We start from the raw sequence: 19,837 nt of genomic DNA, 5'->3' as shown, positions 1-19,837 counted from the left end.
TGATTAGCCTTTAATGGAACCGGCCAGACCTTCGATGAAATACCTCTGCAGGAACAGGAAAACGATGATGATAGGCACTACGGACATAACCGCTCCCGCCGCCAGCCCGGTCCAGTCCACACTGTTGGTTCCAAAGAAGTTATACATCCCGACACCCAGCGTCCGCAGCGACGGCTTGCTTAAAGTGAACGTCAGCGGAACAAAAAACGCATTCCATGCCCCGATAAAGCTGAAAATGGTTACTGTGCCCAGGATCGGCTTCGACAACGGCAGCATAATGCTGAAGAACATCCGGAAATAACCGGCCCCGTCAATCGTTGCGGACTCCTCCATCTCTTTGGGCAGCGAGGCAAAGTAGCCGACAAACAGCAGAATGGATACGATTTTGGACGGACCCGATTCGGCCAGGATGACGCCCATCAGCGTATTGTTGAAGCCCAGCCCGACGATCAGCTCAAACAGCGGGAGAATGGTGAAGCCTTTGGGCAGGAACATCGACATGACCAGCATCGTCATGATCAGCTTTTTACCGGGCATGCTGCCTCTTCCCAGCGCGTAACCTGCCATTGAGGTAAGAACAAGGACCAGCAGTACGACAGATGCGGTAACGATAACCGAATTAAAGAAATATTGATAAAAGTTAGCCAGATCCCAGGCCCTCACGAAATTATCAAGCGTCGGCTCCTTGGGAATGATGTTGATTCCGCCAAGGAACATTTCACTTTGCGATTTGAAGGAGGACGAGATAATCCAGATGAACGGATAACTCCAGATTAGTGTGAAGACAAGCAGCAGGATTTGGGCCGGCAGCTGTCTCAGGAATCGGTTTAGGCGGTACATTGGGCTTAGGCTCCTTTCGTGCCGGATCTGCGGGCATATTTGCCGGTCAGCGCTTGAATGATGACGACAACAAGGACGGCCAGACTGAATAGGATGCCTGCTGCCGAGGCGAAACCGTAACGGGATGAACCGCTTTCCGGTTCGAACGCATAGCGGAATATATAAGTCTGCACTACATCAGTCGCCTTCACCGGCCCGCCTTCAGTCATCGTACGGACCAGATCAAACGGATCCAGGTTGTTGATAAAAGTGAGCAGAGTAATGACAAGACCAATTGGCGCCAGCATCGGAACAGTAATCCGGAAAAAGCTCTGCACCTTGCTTGCCCCGTCAATTTTTGCCGCCTCAAACAGTTCGCCCGGAATCGTTTGCAGCCCGGCAAGCCAGTAGATCATGGGAGTTCCGAAGCTTTTCCAGACAGAAACAGCGAGTAGTGTCGGAAGCGCGAGTGCTGTAGAACCGAGGAAGTTAATCGGCTCATTGATCAGCCCTGTGCCCAGCAGCATTTCATTAATCGCGCCGCCCAGCGGGTTCAGCAGAATCGAGAAAATAACGCCGATAACCGCCGTAGTAGAGATAACGGGCACGAACAGCAGCAGCCTGTATACATTTCTCCCTGAAAGAAACTGGTTGTTGAGAATGACCGCAACGATGAGTGCCAGCGGCATCTGGATCAGCACATGCGTCAGGGCGAACAGGAACGTGTTCATAAAAGCATTCCAGAAGCCCGGATCGGATGCGACCTCCCTGAAGTTGCCAAGCCCGATAAAGTCCGTCGGCCAGCCGATGCCGTCCCAGTTAAAGAACGAGTAGTACCAGCTTGCAATCATCGGCCACAGAGTAAAAGCGGCAAAGAACACCAGCATCGGCAGCACGAACAGGTAATGATAACGGTGCTTCTTGATCTGTTTGAACAGCTCCGCTCTTTTGGAGAGCGGAGCCTTGCCGGCGGAAGCAGGAATACTCTGCTGTGGTGTGCCGTAACCCATTGTGAATTCACTCCTGTCTGTTTCTGTATGGTTTCCGGGGCCTTGAGGATCAGCGCTTATTCGATGATATAATTCTCCATCGGGTTCCAATTCGGATACTTCAGGTCTTCTCTGCTGAATTTGATGCCTCCGTCGTTTGCAATCTTGATCTGCTCATCGATGACCTTATTGGCCTTGGCATCATAATCCTCCGCCAGCGGCACCGGATCCTCGTTGCTGACCACCGCCTTCAGGAATACCTCCTGAATCTTCGGCTTCGGCATGGCATCGCTTATGCTCTTCGAGAACTGGTCATAGTTCTGGTTATTCGTATTCACAGCCGGAGCCATCCGGATAGTCTCATCCATTACCTTTACGATCTGCTCCATATCCGCCGACATCGCAATGCCCTCCATTGCTGCTGGCATCAGCACGAGCTCTTTTGCATATTCGTAATTCGCCCGTTCAAACTCCACTGACCCGAGGAAGTCCAGCACCTTCCAGGCGGCTTCCTTCACCTTTGACTGTGAGCTCATTGCATAACGCGGCTCGGCAATCGTCGGAGTATCCCGGTATCCGCTCCGTCCGGCATCAGGGATCGGTGCAGCTGCAATGCCCATATCCATGCCCTCATTCAACTTGCGGATTTCTTCTGCCTGCCATGCTGCACCGATGAACATCGCTACCCGTCCGGCTGCGAATTGCTGGTGCATCTGGGCGGTATCCCAGTTCTCCCAGCCAGGCGCCACAATCTTCTGCGCGTTCAGCTTACGCAGGATTTCCACGACCGGTGTCGCCGACTTCGACGAGAACTGCCCGGTTTTGAGATTGATAATTGTGTTGCCCTCGTATCCGATTACCCCGCCTTCAAGCCCTGATCCGAGGCCGGAGACACTCAGCCCAAACACCGCTGGCGCCTTGCCCATCATAGCGAAGCCGTACACCTGGCCTTTGCCTTCTTTTGTGATTTTGGTGGCTGCTTCCACAAATTCACTGTGCGTCTTAGGCGGCTCGCTGTAGCCGTATTGCTCCAGAATAGTCTTGTTGTAGTACAGCGGTCTTACCTTGTCGAAGCGCGGGTCGCGGACCGGAATCCCGATGACCTCCCCGTTCACCCGGGTCTGGCTGGTACGGCTGAAGGCCCCTTCCGGGAAACGGGCCACAAAAGCATCATCCATGTAGCTGTCCAGCGGCTCTACCCATTTATTGTCGTACACCGTTCTCGCCTGAGGCTGACCGCCTTCAATAAAGAAGATATCCGGGCCTTCGTTAGCGGCAAAAGACAGCTGCAGCGCATTGTTATACTGCTCCGTCGGATTGGCAATGACCGTGACCTTAACCTCTGGATTCGCTTTCATAAAAATGTCCATTTGTTCCTTGTAAAAAGCTTCATCACCCGGTCTGGCCGAGACAATTGAGAAATTTACTTTCTGCACTTCAGCGGCTGTAGCCGCAGGTGTCGTTGTAGCCGCCGAACCGGACGGCGCTGTTGTAGCTTCACTGCTTCCGGCATTGTTATTGCCGCCGCAGCCGGCCAATATCCCGGTAAGGGCAAAAACCGCAGTCAGAGATCCGATCAGTGAACGTTTTCTTGTCACTTGCATGCACTCCCCTTTATTTAGGATCGATCATCGCTGGAACCTGTTCCTTTAGATTACAGTCCTATTGTAGCAAGCACTCAAGATTTAACGTATCCCATGCATCTACAAACCGGGTGGAAATATCTATTCGCTTGAGCTGCCAAAACAAAAAGCAGCTCCCCTCCAGGGAAAGCTGCTTAAAGGCCATTGCTATTTGGATAATACTGCTTTTAGTGTAACCACTTCATATGGTGTAAGCATGCGGGTTACCGTCCCGCCGTTTACCGACAGCAGCGGGTTCTCCGCCGGCTGTTCCATCAGATTGGTCTCTGTTACCCTGACCTGACTTCTGCCATGCCCTTCAGCCGGAGCTTCCCCGCCTGCCTGCTTCTGTCCCTCCAGTCCGGCGGAAAAAGCCAGCTCCACCTGTTCCCTGCCGCCGCCTGATTCATACAGCCGGATTACAGCTCCGCCGGAGTCTTCGGCTATCTTGATTGCATCGACAATACCATGCCGGCTCTGCACCTCCAGTAATGAAGCCATAGAAGGGCGTATGCCATCATGTGCTGTTGTGGCGTATATCGTCAGCGGCTGATTAAGCTCAAAGCCTTGCCGTACCACTCCGCCTTCCCTCCAGCCACCTTCATGCGGATACAGGGAATACGTGAACTCATGTACACCGATATCAGCTGTAATATCCGGCCAGCGCGGGGAGCGCAGCAAGGACAGACGCATAACGCTGCCTTTGATGTCATAGCCGTATTTGCAATCGTTCAGCAGGCTTATCCCGTAGCCGCCTTCCGACAAATTTGCCCAGCGGTGTCCGCATACCTCAAACTGAGCTTGCTCCCAGCTCGTATTGTTATGGGTCGGCCGTTCAATGCTGCCGAATGGAATTTCATAGACTGCCTTTGAGGAGCGGATATCTACCGGAAAAGCAACTTTGAGCAGCTTATGCTCCTCGTGCCAGTCCACCCGGGTTTCAAAATCCACACGGCGGGACTCATGATACAGAACCAGACACTGTTCAATCATCGAATCATTCAGCTGCCAGGAGAATCTCAAGATGTCCCTGGTGTTTCCTTGAAGCATGACTTCACTGGAGAGCAGAACGGCTTCCGCCGCCGGCTGTTCCGCAAAATGCGGATCAATTTCCCAGGCATCCCAGACCGTCGGGCGGTCATGGAACAGCTGCAGATGATTGGCGGCAGTGTCAGGCTTAATCAGCTCACGGCCTGCAGCTTTATCAACCCAGGAGACAATACGCCCGGAATCGTCAAATCGTAAGCTGTAGTAGGCCGTTTCCCATCGATCCAGATTTGCAGTTCCGGCAATATCACGGCCGGGCGCAGAATCCTGTGTAACGGATGTAACTGTCTCCGCTGCGTCATCCGCCTTATCCCGCAGCCAGACCGTAGTATAACCCAGCGAAGGTATCTCTCCCGGACAAAAGTTCATCTGGTAACTGTCCTTTGATTTCAGCAGATCGTATGGTAGCGGATTTCCGCCGGCGTCGTACGGGACTTTATTCAGCAGTTCGACTCCTCCGGTTAGGAGTGCAGCATCACTGCGGTTCCAGGAAAGGCTGTTAAACAGAAGCAGCGGAGTCCCTGTTCCCCGGGTATCAACGGCTGCGGCAAGAGCCTTGAGTGCAATGCCGAGCGCCTTTTCACCGCGGTTGAATATTTCCTCATAGTGCTCAGCTGATTTAACATACACTTCAGGGATGGAAGTGCCGGGAATAATATCATGGAACTGGTTCAGCAGCAGTAGCTCCCAGCCTTCCTGAAGCCTGCCCTGCTGCAGCTCCGCACATCCCTCAAGTGTCGCCGCACCTGATAAATAGGACAGGGAGTTCCAGATTTCGGCTTCGCGGTACAGCGCCTCTGCCTTACGGTTCCAGCGCTTGTTGCTCCCGTGTGTCGTGTAGGTTCCCCTGTGCAGCTCCAGGTACATGTCGCCCGACCATACTGGCAGCTTGGGAGCAGCATCGCGGACACCGTCAAAGAAGTCATGAGCTGTGCTGAACCGGCTCACCGGAAGTCCGGGCAATGCCGCAGAACGGCCAATGACCTCCAGCATCTCCCGGGTCACGCCGCCCCCGCCGTCTCCGTACCCGTACAGCAGCATCTGCTCCGGATGAGCTTTCTTCTGTTTGAAGCTGTCCCAGTGCTCACCAACATCTCCCGGGAGTGTATTCTCGTTAAGACCATGATTCAGGAAGGACAGAATTTTCGTTCCGTCAATGCCTTCCCAGTAAAACAGATCGTACGGAAAGGCGTTTGTGTCGTTCCAGTTCATTTTGGTGGTCATGAAATATTCAACGCCGGACTTCTTCAGAAGCTGGGGAAGGGAGGCACAATAACCGAACGTATCAGGCAGCCATTCCACCCGTGAGGTTTTGCCGAATTCCCGTTCATAAAAGGCCCGCCCGTACAGTAGCTGCCGGACCAGTGATTCCCCGGAAGGAATGTTCAAATCCGGCTCAACCCACATTCCGCCGACAAGCTCCCAGCGTCCGTCTGCTACGCGCTTTTTGATGCGCTCATATAAGTCAGGAAAATGCTTCTTTACATAAGCGTAGAGCTGCGGCTGGCTTTGCGAATACAGGTAATCATCATAATGCTCCATAAGCGTAATAACGGTTGAAAAGGTACGGCTGGTTTTGCGCACGGTTTCCTTCAGCGGCCACAGCCAGGCGAGGTCGATATGCGACTGACCTACCATATGCATCGTTCCGGCGTCCCCCGGATTCCGGCTGCCCGCGGCGGCCTGAAGTTTGCTTAGCAGCTGCTCCTCAGCCTGCTGGAAACGTTTCTCGTCCGCCTCCGCCGGGTCCCCGATAAACAGAATGGCATCCTCAAGCGCTTGCTCCAGCTGAAGACGTTCAATCGAACGCTCCGCCAGTCGGTTCAGTGTGTCCAGACAGACGGTCACCGTGAAATACAGGCTTTCTGCAGCCGGGTTTACAGTCACCAGCCGGGCTTCCTGAAAATGCACAGGCAGAGCATCATTATCCTTTTGACCATTTAAAGGATCGTCAGGAATCAGCGGCACATGATACAGCTCTATACTCAGCTTCAACTCACCGCTTGCCGCAAGCGTCTTGGACAGAGGAACAAAGCTTCTGTTCTTGTCGAGTCCATGATAAGGCGACCCGTTAATGGACAGCAGTCCCTCTCCCCCGGCCTTGAATACGATTCCGGCCTTTTTATCCGCCCAATCTGCCGGTATTATGACCGTAGCTTCCATAAACAGCGTTTCTCTTACCTGGCTCTGCAGGCGGCCGGGAGCAGCGGTTTCCTTTTCAGCATCATACCGGTACCCCCCTTCATCCGCATAAAACGCCCTTTGCAGGGACCACTCCCCGATGTCGCGGCTTTCCTTAATCCATCGCAGCTGCAGCTCTTTCTGCAGCCGGTTAACTCTTCTGATCAGCGGCATGTTCATTCCTCCCGGATAATGAGTTCGCAGAGCTATTCAAAGAATTTTATAAGCAGGGTATGAATTTCATAGGGCTTGAATTCAAGCTCGATTTCACCGCCGCAGTTAACCTCTCCCTGTGGGCGCTCCATGAGATCGCACAGCTGCCAGGAATGAACAGGATATCCGCTGCTCAGCTTGACTTTCCGGCGGCCGCCGAAGAATTCATGCAGCCGGATCACACAGCTGTCACCCTGCTCGGAACGTTTAATGGCGTCAATTGCAATTCCGGCGCTATCTGTGCGGATCAGCGATTTGTTCTTTTCCCCGGAAAAGACTCCCTGGACCGCCTGCAGCGGATTGTTAAGCATCCACGCTTCCTCTGCTGTACGGCCTTCAGCCCAGTCTCCCTCATGCGGCAGCAGGCTATAAGTGAACCGGTGTTCACCCTGATCGGCCTGCCAGTCCGGTGAGGTTGCCGATTTAATCAGCGACAGACGCATCACATGATCCTTGATGTCATACCCGTACTTGCAATCATTAAGCAGGCTTACGCCGTAGCCCCGCTCCGACAAATCCGCCCATTGATGCCCCACGCTCTCAAAACGCGCGTAATCCCAGCTTGTATTCCAATGAGTCGGACGCTTCACATTACCGTACTGGATATCATAGGTAGCCTCTGTCGAACGGATGGTGACCGGAAAAGCAACCTTAAGCAGCTGGTGCTGCTCATGCCAGTCAACCAGCGTCTCAAAATCAATCCGGCGGCTTACGGCATACACTTTTACCTTCTGGATGATCGAAGAGTCCATGTACTTCCAGGAGAACTGCAACACGGCAACGAGCGGACCTGATTCAACCAGCTGAGCAGAGACAAGTGCGGTAATTTCCCGTTTTTTCTCCTGATAATACAGATCAATGTCCCACGCATCATACTGCTTCGGCTTATCCTCGAACACCTGCAGCACATTTCCGCATTCCCCTGCAGCAAGCACCTCGCGGTCAGCATCACGGTCATACAGGCGGCATAGCTGTCCAGAGGCATTCCATTGCATAATATAGTGAGGCGTTGTCAGGGTGGAGTTTTCCCATTCAAAAGAGTTCGTTTGAACTGCCGGTTCAACAGGTTCAGTTCTGTCTGCACTAATGACTGCTGCAGCCAGCATCGGGATCTCCGGCGCTTCGATCAGCCATTTGTTGTCCAGCTGCTGTGCACGCAGGACTGAACCCTTCTCATCCCGCCACTGTCTGTATTCTGAATCTTCGGCGGTTACGCTGAGCAGTCCTACCTGGTCAAAGGAAGCCCCGTTAAATACCGTATATACTGATTTGCCTGAATCCGGTATGGAGGAAGCTGTTAAAGATTCCCCTGCATTCCGGGCTGCCTGAATACCGATCCGCTCTGCTTCCGCATACTCCGCGCGCGAATCCTCGTAGACCTCGCGGATGGATGAGCCCGGGATAATATCATGGAATTGATTGCGCAGGATAATTTTCCAGCCCTCATTTAATTCCTCCGCCGGGTATTTCCCGAAGCTGCCCGACTCGGCAGCCAGCAGCACCTGAAGCCACTCCGCTTCCCGGTACAGCAGCTCCAGCCGGCGGTTCATTTTTTTATTGTAAGCCTGGCTGGTATAGGTTCCTCTATGGTACTCAAGGTACAGCTCACCGTCCCAGGTATGGACATACTGATCCGTGCTGCGGATGGTCTCATTCAGGCGCTCAAAATAATCATCCGCCCGGCCCGGTTTCAGGTTCGGCACCCCAGGTATGGCATCGAGCCGGCGCCGCATCTCCAGATGCTCCCGGTTTACCCCGCCGCCGCCGTCTCCGTATCCATAGGCTAGCAGCAGATCGCGGTTCAGATTCTTGTCCCGGTAGGAATCCCAGATGCCCTGGACAGCGAACGGTTCCATTAAGCCGTTGTAAGTATAATACCAGGCGCTGGATTCCGGTCCTTCCGGTGTAGTAATAAAGTGGGCTAGCACCTCGCTCCCGTCCATCCCCCGCCAGTGGAACGTATCATGCGGCATACGGTTGTACTGGCTCCAGCTGATTTTGGTCGTCATAAACGTGTCTATACCGGACTTGCGCAAAATCTGCGGCAGCGCCCAGCTGTAGCCAAAGACATCCGGCAACCATAAATATTTACATTCCACGCCGAATTCTTCCCGCAAAAATTTCGTGCCGTACAAAATCTGGCGTACCAGCGATTCGCCGCTCGTCAGGTTACAATCTGCCTCCAGCCACATCGCACCGCCTGCTTCCCAGCGGCCTTCACAGACCCGCGCGGAAATTTCGGCGTACAACTCAGGGTAGTCCCGCTTGATGTAGTCGTACAGCTGCGGCTGTGTCTGCAGAAAAATATATTCCGGGTACTGCTTCATCAGCCTCAGCACTGTAGAAAAAGAGCGTGCCGCCTTCTCACGGGTATGGGTCAGCCGCCACAGCCAGGCAACGTCGATATGGGTATGCCCTATAGCCGTCACCGTTACCGGGTGCTTCTGTTCCATCGCCGCAAGCCGCGCTGCCAGCTGCTCATCCGCTTCCCTGACAGAGGCGTAAAAAGCTTCGCTGCCCGGCCTCGACCAGTCCAGCAGGCGGAAGGCCCGGTCCAGCGCGCTCTGCAGCTCCTGCTTCAGCGGATCACTGCTGCCTAGCGATTTGTATACGGCCAGCATAGCCCGGCCGGTGTAATAGAGATTGTCGGCTGCCTCATCAAGCCACGCAAGTTCCGCCCGCTTGATCCGATGCTCCTGCGGCACCGGCTGCCCGCCGCCTTCAAGGCCTGACCATAACCGGAAGGTAAAGCTGACGGCCGTACCGGCTGTCTCCGGCTCCAAAAAAACCTCCTGGTGATTGGAGTCCACTCCCTGATACGGCTTCCCGTTTAGAAACAGCAGTGATTCAAAACCGCTGTTATTCCCGCTGCCCGTACGCCCGAAATCGAACAGGCCTACAATACGTTTGCCTAGCCAATGTGCCGGAACCTCTACCGTTCTGTGCAGCCAGAGGTACATATCCCGCCCGGTCCAGTAATCACCGATCCGGTAGGGATCTCCCAGCTTCAAGTCCGGCGGGTATACACCATTAGCCCCCTCCTTGTCTTCAAGGCCAAGCCATTCCGTTAAGACAACTGCCTCACGGTACCGGTAACTTTCCAATTCAGCAATCCGTGCGCCAAGCTTCTCATCTGTCCAAAACAACGCTTTCATCCTCCTTTTTATAACACGTGTTATATGCTATAAAGAAAAGGCAATCCTCTAAGGGGGGATGCCATTTCCAGTGCGGTCCGGCTGATGGCAGGGTCCGCTTTTTGATAAACCATTCAGTAAGCTTAATAAGTTTAGCCAGTGCTACTTTTCCTGACCATTTTAACCAAACATTATGCACTCTCTCCCGGTCTCAAGACCGCCGGCAGCCACAGCTTGCCCGGTTTGCCGTCTTGCCCCTGTTCCAGCTGCTTCAAGATGCAGCGAACGGCTTCCTCGCCCATCTGGACATATGGAATTTCTACACAGCTCAGCCGGGGAACACTCAGGCGGTCGCCTTGGATGGTATTATCAGCGGACATAACCTTCAGCGTATCACCTATGCTGAGACTGAGCTGTCGGGCTGCGCGATAGAGGTCGGGAACCGTGCTTGACCAGTTCACCAGCACCGGCGGCAATGCATTGCTAGCCTGCGCCTGAAGCTCAGTTAGCCAGCTGATCCAACCTTCAACACCCTCCAGCTCATCCATCCGCTTAATCTGCGGCTGATAGCCATGCCGGCTGCACCAATCTTTATAAGCGTTGCGGCGGTTTTTCTCGGACCAGTTGATCCGTCTGCCGTCTGTCCCGTGATGTACCTCCGCATAGACCGGCCCCTCTTGATACTCTGCTTCATCCCTGCACAGATAATCAAGTGCTGTAAGGACACTGCCTCTATAGTCAGCCAGCACGGAGTGGACTCCATCTGTCTCTGCGTATCCTTCCACGGATACGTAGGGAACACCGGCGTCGTGCACTTTAGCAGCCCAGTCTGCACTGCGGTAGCTGGTATTGTCCAGCGTAACAATCCCGTCAATCTTGCGCTGGTGATACAGGTCCAGCAGCGCGCTCCTGGCTTCACCCGGCCTCCGCTCCCCTGGTGAGCAGAGCAGAATGTGGTATCCGGCCGCTTCGCATTCCCGCTGCATTCCTTCAAGCAGCCGCATAAACAGCGGATGTCCGGTATCACCGAATGCAGCCAACGTCATGCTGCGGCCGGTCTTCATACTACGCGCCTGGGCATCCACGTGATAATTCAGCTCTGCGATCGCGTGCAGCACCGCCTCACGGGTCTGGGCGCCTACCCCGATACCTGGTGTATCGTTCAGCACAGCGGATACCACGCTGCGGGATACGCCCGCCAGTTTGGCTACATCATGGCTGGTTACTCTTTTTTTGCTCATATCAGCACCTCGGCAAAAGTATAACACGTGTTATAACATGTGCATAGACCCTTTTATGGGGCTGCAGGAACGCACATGGCGGACTAGTGAGCATGCGGGCTAAGTGCTTGGGTTAGGATCAAAGGGATAAATCCCTTTGATTCAGCTCTTTCACCCAAAGTGGGCAAGATTAATGGGATAAATCCCGTTGATTCAGCTCTTTCACCCAAAGTGAGCCAGATTAATGGGATAAATCCCGTTGATCCTACTCTTTCATCCAAAGTGGGTCAGATTAATGATAATCTCATTACAATGGAAGATCTATACTCTTTTCTCCTCTCATTATTGGTAACTATACAAATCACATTTGTGAATTGATGCACATGCACGATAATAGTATAATTCTATTAGTGAATATGTCTTTATACAGGTACATCCAATGAGGAGGAAGCATCATGGAAGAAGTACGGATTCAGAAAAATGACCGTGCAGTAAGCTTTAGAGTGATTGAAGATGTCGGGGAATATATCGTATTTGATATGTCAATGACCGGACCCGCCCGGAACCGGACGAGTTATAGCGGTGGTGTTTTTCAAGAGGCATGGCAGGCTGTTGAAGAGATTTTAGGGGAAATCAGCATTCCTGAGGAACTCCGCAAATACGCACACAGATACTAACATACGGCCCCGCATAGGGGCTTTCTTTGTAAAATAGAATTGTAAGCCCTTTTCTCTTAAGCTGACGGACTCCCTGCAGCGGAATTGAGGGTTAACCCCAAAAAGACCAGCCTTAAAATGACTGGTCTTTTTGGTCTCCGAATGCATACGGCCTATTCCTCTGTTACTACAACCGTTGTATTTTCGCGCTGCATTACCGGATGCTTCTGCAGTACAAGCGGCTCTGCAAAATGCACACCCGCAAAGAACTGGTCGCTGTGCAGCTGCTGCTCTATTCTGTCCTTAGAAGGTTGGACAGTTAGCTGCCTGAAGATTTCACCGCTTCCATTCACCAGTTCAATCTCAAGCTCCTGCCCTGTCCGGCTTATCCGCAGCTCAGCTCCCGCTTCGGCCTCAAGCTCCAGCTCGGCAAACGGCGCAATATCGATCACTGCCTGAAGTTTGATTCCCTTGAAGCGGTAGGTGTACAGCTGCTCCGCGTTATTCGCTGAATATTCAGCCTCAATCATACCCTCTCCGACTTTTACATGATAATGGAGATCTCTTAACTCCTGCGGAATTCGCGGAGCAAGCCGAACTGTATGATGGATCATATCAGGCCTTACGCCCAGGAAATACTGATACCATACACGCAACTGCTCCGCATTGGACCAGGCCTGCAGATAGGCACCGGTCAGTTTGGCCCAGCTCTCTCCTTCATGCGGGTAGGCATCCAGGTTCTCACTCAGTCCTCCGACGACCCCAAGATGAAGCGCCTGCCAGTTCATATTATGGAAGAGTTTATATGCGGTTTCTTCCTGCCCGGCTTCAATCATGCGCTGCATGGCAATGCCGTTCAGCCAGGTCCACACGGTGCCGTTATGATAAGCTTCATCTTTATGATACTTCTCTGTCAGATGGAAGGGATGGAAGAATGGATGCTGCCGGTCAAGGGAAGCAACGCCCCAAGGATATACCAGCTCCTCCCATGCAGTACGGACTGCGGCATCCTTAAAGTCACGATCTTCGAACATGTCAAAAGCAAACAGCTGGTTCGGACGCAGAGAGAACTCCGGCTCGTCAGCAGCATCCAAACGGTCCGCCAGATACGGATGTGACGGATCGCGGAAATCCCGTTCGAAATTGCTTTTTAACCGGTCAGCCAGGCTTCCCCACTGCTCTGCATTCTTCTGATCGCCCATATATTCTGCAAAATACACACCTGCCCGCAGCTGGTGATACCACAGGGCCTGTATATCATTGGCGCGGGTTTCCCGCGGAGAGTAGGAGTTTAGGTTAGCATCCCGTGCATCCATCCAGGTCTCATTGTCATCATGGGTGAGATAGCCTTTGGCATCCACCCAGTACTTGAGCGAACCTTCGATACTGCTGCGCACCGCCGGGTACAGCTTTTTAATAACCTCTGTATCCCCGGAATATTTAACATAATCCTGCAGCTGGATAATAAACCTCGGGGTCCCGTCAGTCGTGTGGTAGTCAATATTCTCCGGTGCCAGGATATTCGGAACTCTGCCATAATACTTCGAGGTCTCATCTGTGTTCTGGTATTCTGCAAAGGACATAAGAATATGCTTAGCCGTTTCGAACTGGCCGCTGACCAGTACCGCACCCGGAAGAGCGATGAACTGATCGCGGCCCCAGTATTCATTGAACCAGGGGAGTCCGGCATAGATCCCCTCTCCCTGTTGTCTGGTTACGAGCTGATCCATCGTCAGGCTGAGCCAGCGGAGTGCGAGCGTCAGCGGTTCATTGCTACTGGTAACATAAGCATTCTGCTGCAAAAAATCCTCCATACGCTTAATGCGCTCAGCCTTCAGCCGGTTTGCGTGCTTTTCAGTATCCTGAATTAAGGCAGCGGCTTCAGCTAATGTCCGGGCAGCGGAAATATAGAAGCCCCCGGCTTCGCCAACTGTATGGAAGACCTTGCTCCGCAGCGATAACGGATGGTCATTCCGGGGACGCAGTGCAATGATCCACTCCCCTTCCATGGCCTTGAAATAAGCGGTATTCCCACTGAGCTTCAAATACTCCAGCTCTTTTCCTTTTAGCGTAATCCCAATGTCTTTCCCTGCCCCGTTCAGGCTTACTTCAAGCACATTCCGGTAATCAAACAGCCACAGCTCTTCGGTCAGGCTGCCGTGAGTACGGATCATGGAATAAGGGCTGACCTTAACCGCTGCTTGCTGATTATCCAGCTTTTGATGGTCTGCATATAAAGTATATCCGCCAAAGAGCCGGTTCTTCGCCACGTTCAATCCCTCAAAATAAGCGTGTTCAGGATGATCCGTTACATGGGATTGGGTAAAGTAATATACCGCTTCTTTATTGGTGAACGAGACTGCGCGGTTGTCCTTCCGTTCAACGGTCATCGTCATTTTGTCCAGAATAGACGGTTTTGCACCTGATGTCATGACTGTTCCTCCTGCATAATTTAGTTTACTCCGCTGCCAGCAGTCTAAACGAATATGCTTCCATCCGGATTTCCGCAGCGGTTTCAACCGGCTGATCATTGTACAAATCTCTCATTTTCCGTCCTTGCATTTCGCTGGGAAGCCCAATATCGGCTGGCTCGCTGGAATTATGGATGAGCACAAACAGGGTTCCGCTGCTGCTTTCTTTTTTGTAAATCAATGTATTGGTTGCTCCCCCTGCGGACAGCCACCCGATATCAATCGCCTTAAACAGCGGATTCTCCTTGCGGAGTCCGATCAGTCTGCGGATCGTTTGATAAAGCGCCAGATTCTGCTGGTCCGGCTTCCAGGGCATACACTGACGGTTATGATGTTCGTCCCCGCCCAGGCCAACCTCACCGCCATAATAGATGCTTGGTGAACCGCCATAGGTCAGCAGGAAGACATAAGGAAGCTTCACCAGCTCCGGGTCTCCTCCGCAAAAGTGCAGAATCCGCGCGGTATCATGGCTGTCGAGCAGATTGAACATATTGCGCGCTACATGCTTAGGATAGCTGACCAGCAGCTGATTGATGGCATACACAAAATCCTCAGCAGTATACTGCTCCTGTTCCGGAAGATCCTTCCCGAAGTACCGGGTAACCGGTCCAGTGAACTCATAATTCATCACCCCATCGAACTGGTCACCCTGCAGCCACGGATTCGAATAGAGCCAGTTTTCTCCGAGAATATAAATGTCTTTGCGGATGGCCTTGATCCGTTTTCGGAATTCCCGCCAAAAATCATGGGAGACTTCGTTCGCCACATCGAGCCGCCAGCCGTCTATATTATATTGTTCCGTCCAATAGACAGCTGCGCTTAACAGATACTCCCTTGCCGCAGGATTGCCGGTATTCCACTTGGGCATCTGCTCCGTATACGCAAACGTCCGGTAATTCAGATGCTCTCCGAAATAATAGCCTTCACTGGCCGCAAGCGCAGTGTCAGGTACCACTGGTTTGTCCGCGTCCAGGATATAGAAGTAGTCAAAATAAGGCGAGCTGCTGCCGTGCTTCAATACATCCTGCCAGAACGGGTGCTCATAGCCGCAATGGTTGAACACTGCATCGAGCATGACCCGAATACCCCGCTTGTGCGCCTCTTCTACTAGAACGCCAAGTTTACTATTGTCGCCGAACTGCGGATCAATCTTGAAATAATCTTTCGTATCATATTTGTGTGAGCTTGGCGAATCAAAAATAGGTGTGAAATAAATGCCGTCACAGCCCAGATCCCGGATGTAGTCCAGCTTCTCAATGACACCCTGCAAATTTCCGCCGAACTTTTTATGAACGCCGTCCAGCTCATCACTGCCCCATTCCAGTAGATCTTCCCTATCTTTCGCATCCTCTGCAGCAGAACCCCGGTTGAAACGGTCCGGAAAAATCTGATACCATACAGTATCTTTTACCCACGACGGCGCCTCATACAGATCTTCTTCCAGAATATAAGGATAATGGAAATAGTTCGTGTGATCCTTAGGCGGTGTCCAGTCTTTGGGAAGCGGAACGAACTGCTGGCAGCCGGCAAAACAATAATCATTGCCGTCATTCAGCACAAAGCCATACTTAATTCTTCTCCAGTTGAATCCGGTAAGCTCGGCAAACCAGCAGTCGTGGTACCGGGTAACATACTCCTTCTTCATCTCCACATGCTGCATTGTATCTACAGCAAACTCATAGACATGCGAATCCTTGGCTACCGGTTTCCAGTTGAACGGATCAATAGCCAGCAAGGTGACCGACTGGATATCATCTTTTCTCGTTTTGATGCGGATATGCAGGGTCTCAGAATCAATGGCGTATGATAATGCCCCTTTAGGTTCATGAATAAAAGCCGCTAAATCCATAGCAGTACACTCCTCATAGCGGGAATTTGAATTCCACTTATACGTTTAAGTGACTTAAGTATAAAGTCCCTGCAGGCGGTCTGTCAATCGCGCCTACAGGATTATAAGCATTTAACAATGTATGGCTACGATTGTAGAATTTCATCAATCCGCTCTTTCGCACCTTTCCAGGAGGTCATCAGCGGGAATGCATATTCTTCCCTTGCTCTCAGATTCCAGGGATGCGGGATACACAGTACTTTTTTGCCCTCCTGTACAGCAGGCAGCAGATTATGCGGGCCATCGTCAATCAGCAGATCGAAGTTGATCAGATGCTTCCGCTTGCAGGTAAAGAAGTTATCGGCCGGGATAAAGGGCATATGCTTTTGCAGCCAGTTCCATTTTTCTACGACGGTTTTCGGTACAGCTGCAGTCACAATAATAACATCATAAGCATTGTGCAGCTTCTCCATCTCTCCAACTACATGCTCATCGAACAGCTCAAGCTCCTCATACAGGCCCGGTCTTCCAAAAAAGATATCCATCGTGCTGTCCGGATGGCGCAGATGGTCACTGTTCCAGTCGAACATATCCTCATAGCGTAGCAGATGGGTCGGGAATTCATTATTGTTATGATAAATCGCCCGCTTAACGAGATGGCAGATGGTATCATCCATATCAACTGCGATAATTGGTTTTCTCATTGATTGTCTCCTATTGTATATTCTATTTTTCTGTTCAACCCCATACTGACCGTGTCCAGGCGATCCGGAAACCTGCACGCTCCAGATTATTCTGGCTGGTGGATCCGAAGCTGGCCTGTGAAGCAACAAGCTGACAACCCGCAAGATGAGCTTCGTATAGTCTGCGCTGAATCAGCGCGGTTTGTATCCCATGGTTCCGGTATTCCGGCGCGGTCGCAGCCAGCGTGCAGGAAGCTATACTCCCATTGATGTGCATCACTGCTACTCCGGCCGGGACATCGTCAAGCGTAGCCAGAAACAGCTTCCAGCCCGGTCTGTTCAGTAGTCCAATATTATTGTTCATGAAATGAGGTTTGGCAGATAGCGGCATTCCGGAGCCCAGGCAATGAATTTCGGCAAAACCGTCAAATTCAGACGGCTGCGTTATTTCAGTAATCTTTATATTAGACTGTGACGCAGGCGGTTCTTGCTTAGGTAGCCCGTATAGCACAGAATGAAAGCCTGTCTGATGCAAGCCCTTTTCTGCCAGAGCTGTGAATAGCCTGGAACCGGAACGGACCGGATCGATATCGATCTGAAAGGCCCGGTCTCTGGACCGGTAGAACTGAAGGATAGCCTCCAACTGATCACTATCTTCATCCGAGAGTCCTTTAACGGAATTAAACAGCGCCCAAGGCATAGTCCTGATGTAAAAAGCAGCAGCATTCCCGAAACGCGCAATCTCCACTCCCTCCGGATTCCCATTTCGCTCAAGGATGGATTGAATTCTTGACGTGAGATAGTCTGTCTCAGACTGCTGGATTTGTGCAGCAAGTGTGGAGGTCAGAACTGGAAGTATCACTGGATTCACCTCTTCCATGATAATAATCTAGCTAGTTTAAATCCTTAATATACCAGGCGTCACAGGCAAAATGCTCAGATCCGGCAAGCGGCTCCGCCAGCAGTGTAAAGCCCTGCTTCTGATAAAAGCGGTTCGCGGCGGCCATGGTCTGCAGCGTTTCCAGGTAACATTGTTTATAGTGAAGCTTTGCAAAATCTAGTGCAGTCTGTAACAGCTCTGAGGCGATTCCTGTACCTCTGGTTGACGTAGTGAGGTACATTTTCTGCAATTCACACACTTCATCCGACCCGTCAAAAGCGGCGATTCCGCAGCCTCCCAGCACTTCCCCATCTTCTTCTACAATCCAGTAAGCCCGGTTCTCTGCTGCATTGTAATAGCTATAGAGATCATGCATGCTCGCATCAGCCCAGGCCAGGCCGTCACGGTTACCTCCGTATTCAATCAGGCATTCACGTATAATTCGTTCGATTGGGCCATTGTCTGAAAATTGGATCTGTCTTATGTTCATCTGTATTCTGCCCCCAACAATCCTAATCTGTTTTATTTTGCTATTATACAGGATTAAGCAGACCTGAACTACTTATCCCGGCCGAAACAAACGAAACCAGCCCTGTACGGCACGAATAGCTATCGCCGCTGTACAGAGCTGGTTTGAATAATACTTCGATAATGGATTACTGCTCTTTATTTCTGCCGAGCAGCCCGCTAATCGCCTCGGTCACGTTCATACCGGTTAGTGTCTGGGTCAATTCAGGAATCTGGGTCATGATTTTGGCGATATCTCCGGTAATTTTGTTCACGCCGGATGAAGCTCCATCCTGTGAAATCACTGTAATCTTATCCACCTTAGCCAGAGGGGAAGCGATTTTTTCAGCCAGCTCAGGCAGAACCTTCAGGAATTCTACCGTGAGCGCGGCTTGCGTGAACTGTTTGTAGGCTTCGGCTTTCTTCTCAAGTGCGCCTGCTTCCGCCGCTCCAGCCAGCTGAACAATTTCCGCGTTAGCTTTACCCTTGGCCAGCTCTGCTTCCGCCGTTGCCAGACCGCGTTTGGTTGTTGTGGCTGCCTCAGCTTCCGCCTCGAGAATTTGCCGCTGCTTAGCTGCTTCTGCTCTCATAATCGTAGCCTGGTTTTCCGCCTGGGCAGGCTTAATCACCGTAGCCTCCAGTTCTTTCTGTCTCAGCTCCACTTCGATTTCCCGGACAGTCCGGTTGGCTTCCGCTTCCATCTGCGTAATTTTGACCTGTTCAGTAACCAGCGACTGCTTGATTTTGTTCTGCTGCAATTCGTACGCAAGATCCGCCTGGGCTTTCTTCACTTCTGTCTCCAGCTTAAAGTCTGCCTGCTTAATGTTCAGATCCTTCTCGAACAGGGATTCCTTGGCGCGGGCCGCGGTTTCCGCTTCAATGGTGGCTTGATGTGCATTGGCTTTGGCAATGGAGGATTCTTTCTCAGCTTCAGCCTGCTTGATCTGAATATCGCGTTCTGCTTCCGCTTTGGCAATGCTGGCATCGCGGCGGATACGCTCAATTTCCGGAACTCCCATATTATCGATGTAGCCTTTGTCGTCGGTAATTTTCTTAATGGTGAAGCTGACTACTTCCAGTCCCATCTTGTCGAGGTCCTCCGAGCAGGTTTCCCGCATCTTGCTGTTGATTTCGTCAGGTGTCTTAAGTATCGATTCCACCGATAATTGCCCGATTAAGCCGCGCAAATGGCCTTCCACTGAATGAAGGATTATCGTCTCGCGGTCTTCTTCCGGCCGGTCGATAAACTGCTCGCTGGCAGTCAGAATAGCGGTAGGATCACTTTTGATCTTAATCTGAGCCACTGCCTCCAGGTTGAGCTTGATGCCTTGCCGGGAGAACATTGCCTGTGCCGGGATGACATCAAAGCTCATCAGCATCATGGAGATGGTTTTATTGTTCTGGAAGCCGGGGATGACGAATGTCCCGCCGCCCTGTACCACTCTTTTTCCGCCAAGGCCGTACACAATCATCGCCTGATTGGGCGGAACCTTTTTATAAGAATTTACAATACTGAACAAAGCAAGCAGGATTACTACAACAATTGCCGAGATTAAATAAAGAAGAACCATAACATTCGACACTCCC

The 19,837-nt window shown here is 51.9% G+C and carries 13 protein-coding genes; 1 reads left to right on the top strand and 12 read right to left on the bottom strand.

What is annotated here, in order from left to right; translation table 11 throughout:
* Nucleotides 1-3: 3 nt before the first annotated feature.
* From L6H70_RS03555 to L6H70_RS03530, 6 genes are all read right to left on the bottom strand, one after another.
* The gene (locus L6H70_RS03555; RefSeq protein WP_236329827.1) at nucleotides 4-840 is read right to left on the bottom strand and encodes a carbohydrate ABC transporter permease; all 837 of its coding nucleotides are present in this window, start codon (nucleotides 838-840) and stop codon (nucleotides 4-6) included.
* 5 nt (nucleotides 841-845) lie between these two features.
* A complete protein-coding gene (locus tag L6H70_RS03550; RefSeq protein WP_236329825.1) occupies nucleotides 846-1,829 on the bottom strand; it encodes a carbohydrate ABC transporter permease in 984 nt (327 codons plus the stop codon).
* Between the two features lie 56 nt (nucleotides 1,830-1,885).
* Nucleotides 1,886-3,406 (bottom strand): ABC transporter substrate-binding protein, encoded by a 1,521-nt coding sequence (locus tag L6H70_RS03545; RefSeq protein WP_236329823.1) that lies wholly within the window; start codon nucleotides 3,404-3,406, stop codon nucleotides 1,886-1,888.
* Between the two features lie 192 nt (nucleotides 3,407-3,598).
* Nucleotides 3,599-6,832: an alpha-mannosidase gene (locus L6H70_RS03540; protein ID WP_236329820.1), complete on the bottom strand. Its 3,234-nt coding sequence runs from the start codon at nucleotides 6,830-6,832 to the stop codon at nucleotides 3,599-3,601.
* A 32-nt stretch (nucleotides 6,833-6,864) separates the two neighbouring features.
* Nucleotides 6,865-10,017: an alpha-mannosidase gene (locus L6H70_RS03535; protein WP_236329818.1), complete on the bottom strand. Its 3,153-nt coding sequence runs from the start codon at nucleotides 10,015-10,017 to the stop codon at nucleotides 6,865-6,867.
* 179 nt (nucleotides 10,018-10,196) lie between these two features.
* Nucleotides 10,197-11,246 (bottom strand): LacI family DNA-binding transcriptional regulator, encoded by a 1,050-nt coding sequence (locus L6H70_RS03530; RefSeq protein ID WP_236329817.1) that lies wholly within the window; start codon nucleotides 11,244-11,246, stop codon nucleotides 10,197-10,199.
* Nucleotides 11,247-11,680: 434 nt separating this feature from the next.
* On the opposite strand from L6H70_RS03530, the gene L6H70_RS03525 reads away from it, so the two are divergent.
* The gene (locus tag L6H70_RS03525; RefSeq protein ID WP_236329816.1) at nucleotides 11,681-11,902 is read left to right on the top strand and encodes a hypothetical protein; all 222 of its coding nucleotides are present in this window, start codon (nucleotides 11,681-11,683) and stop codon (nucleotides 11,900-11,902) included.
* A 152-nt stretch (nucleotides 11,903-12,054) separates the two neighbouring features.
* Here L6H70_RS03525 and L6H70_RS03520 read toward each other — a convergent pair whose 3' ends face one another.
* The 6 genes from L6H70_RS03520 to L6H70_RS03495 form a co-directional block, all read right to left on the bottom strand.
* Nucleotides 12,055-14,313 (bottom strand): amylo-alpha-1,6-glucosidase, encoded by a 2,259-nt coding sequence (locus tag L6H70_RS03520; RefSeq protein ID WP_236329814.1) that lies wholly within the window; start codon nucleotides 14,311-14,313, stop codon nucleotides 12,055-12,057.
* A 25-nt stretch (nucleotides 14,314-14,338) separates the two neighbouring features.
* Nucleotides 14,339-16,201, bottom strand: coding sequence for a glycoside hydrolase family 13 protein (locus L6H70_RS03515; protein ID WP_236329812.1), 1,863 nt, complete (start codon nucleotides 16,199-16,201; stop codon nucleotides 14,339-14,341).
* A gap of 125 nt (nucleotides 16,202-16,326) precedes the next feature.
* The gene (locus L6H70_RS03510; RefSeq protein ID WP_236329810.1) at nucleotides 16,327-16,884 is read right to left on the bottom strand and encodes a 5' nucleotidase, NT5C type; all 558 of its coding nucleotides are present in this window, start codon (nucleotides 16,882-16,884) and stop codon (nucleotides 16,327-16,329) included.
* Between the two features lie 34 nt (nucleotides 16,885-16,918).
* The gene (locus L6H70_RS03505; RefSeq protein ID WP_236329808.1) at nucleotides 16,919-17,725 is read right to left on the bottom strand and encodes a GNAT family N-acetyltransferase; all 807 of its coding nucleotides are present in this window, start codon (nucleotides 17,723-17,725) and stop codon (nucleotides 16,919-16,921) included.
* A gap of 31 nt (nucleotides 17,726-17,756) precedes the next feature.
* On the bottom strand, nucleotides 17,757-18,233 hold the full coding sequence (locus L6H70_RS03500; protein ID WP_236329806.1) for a GNAT family N-acetyltransferase: 477 nt from the start codon (nucleotides 18,231-18,233) through the stop codon (nucleotides 17,757-17,759).
* A gap of 166 nt (nucleotides 18,234-18,399) precedes the next feature.
* Entirely contained in the window at nucleotides 18,400-19,821 is a 1,422-nt protein-coding gene (locus tag L6H70_RS03495) for a flotillin family protein (protein ID WP_236329804.1), read from the bottom strand.
* Between the last annotated feature and the right edge of the window lie 16 nt (nucleotides 19,822-19,837).

Origin of the sequence: Paenibacillus auburnensis, assembly GCF_927798115.1 — a bacterium.
In the GTDB taxonomy this organism is placed as follows: domain Bacteria; phylum Bacillota; class Bacilli; order Paenibacillales; family Paenibacillaceae; genus Paenibacillus_AQ; species Paenibacillus_AQ auburnensis.
The sequence above is the reverse complement of the archived record's forward strand: the minus strand, read 5'-3'. Positions and strand labels throughout refer to the sequence as shown.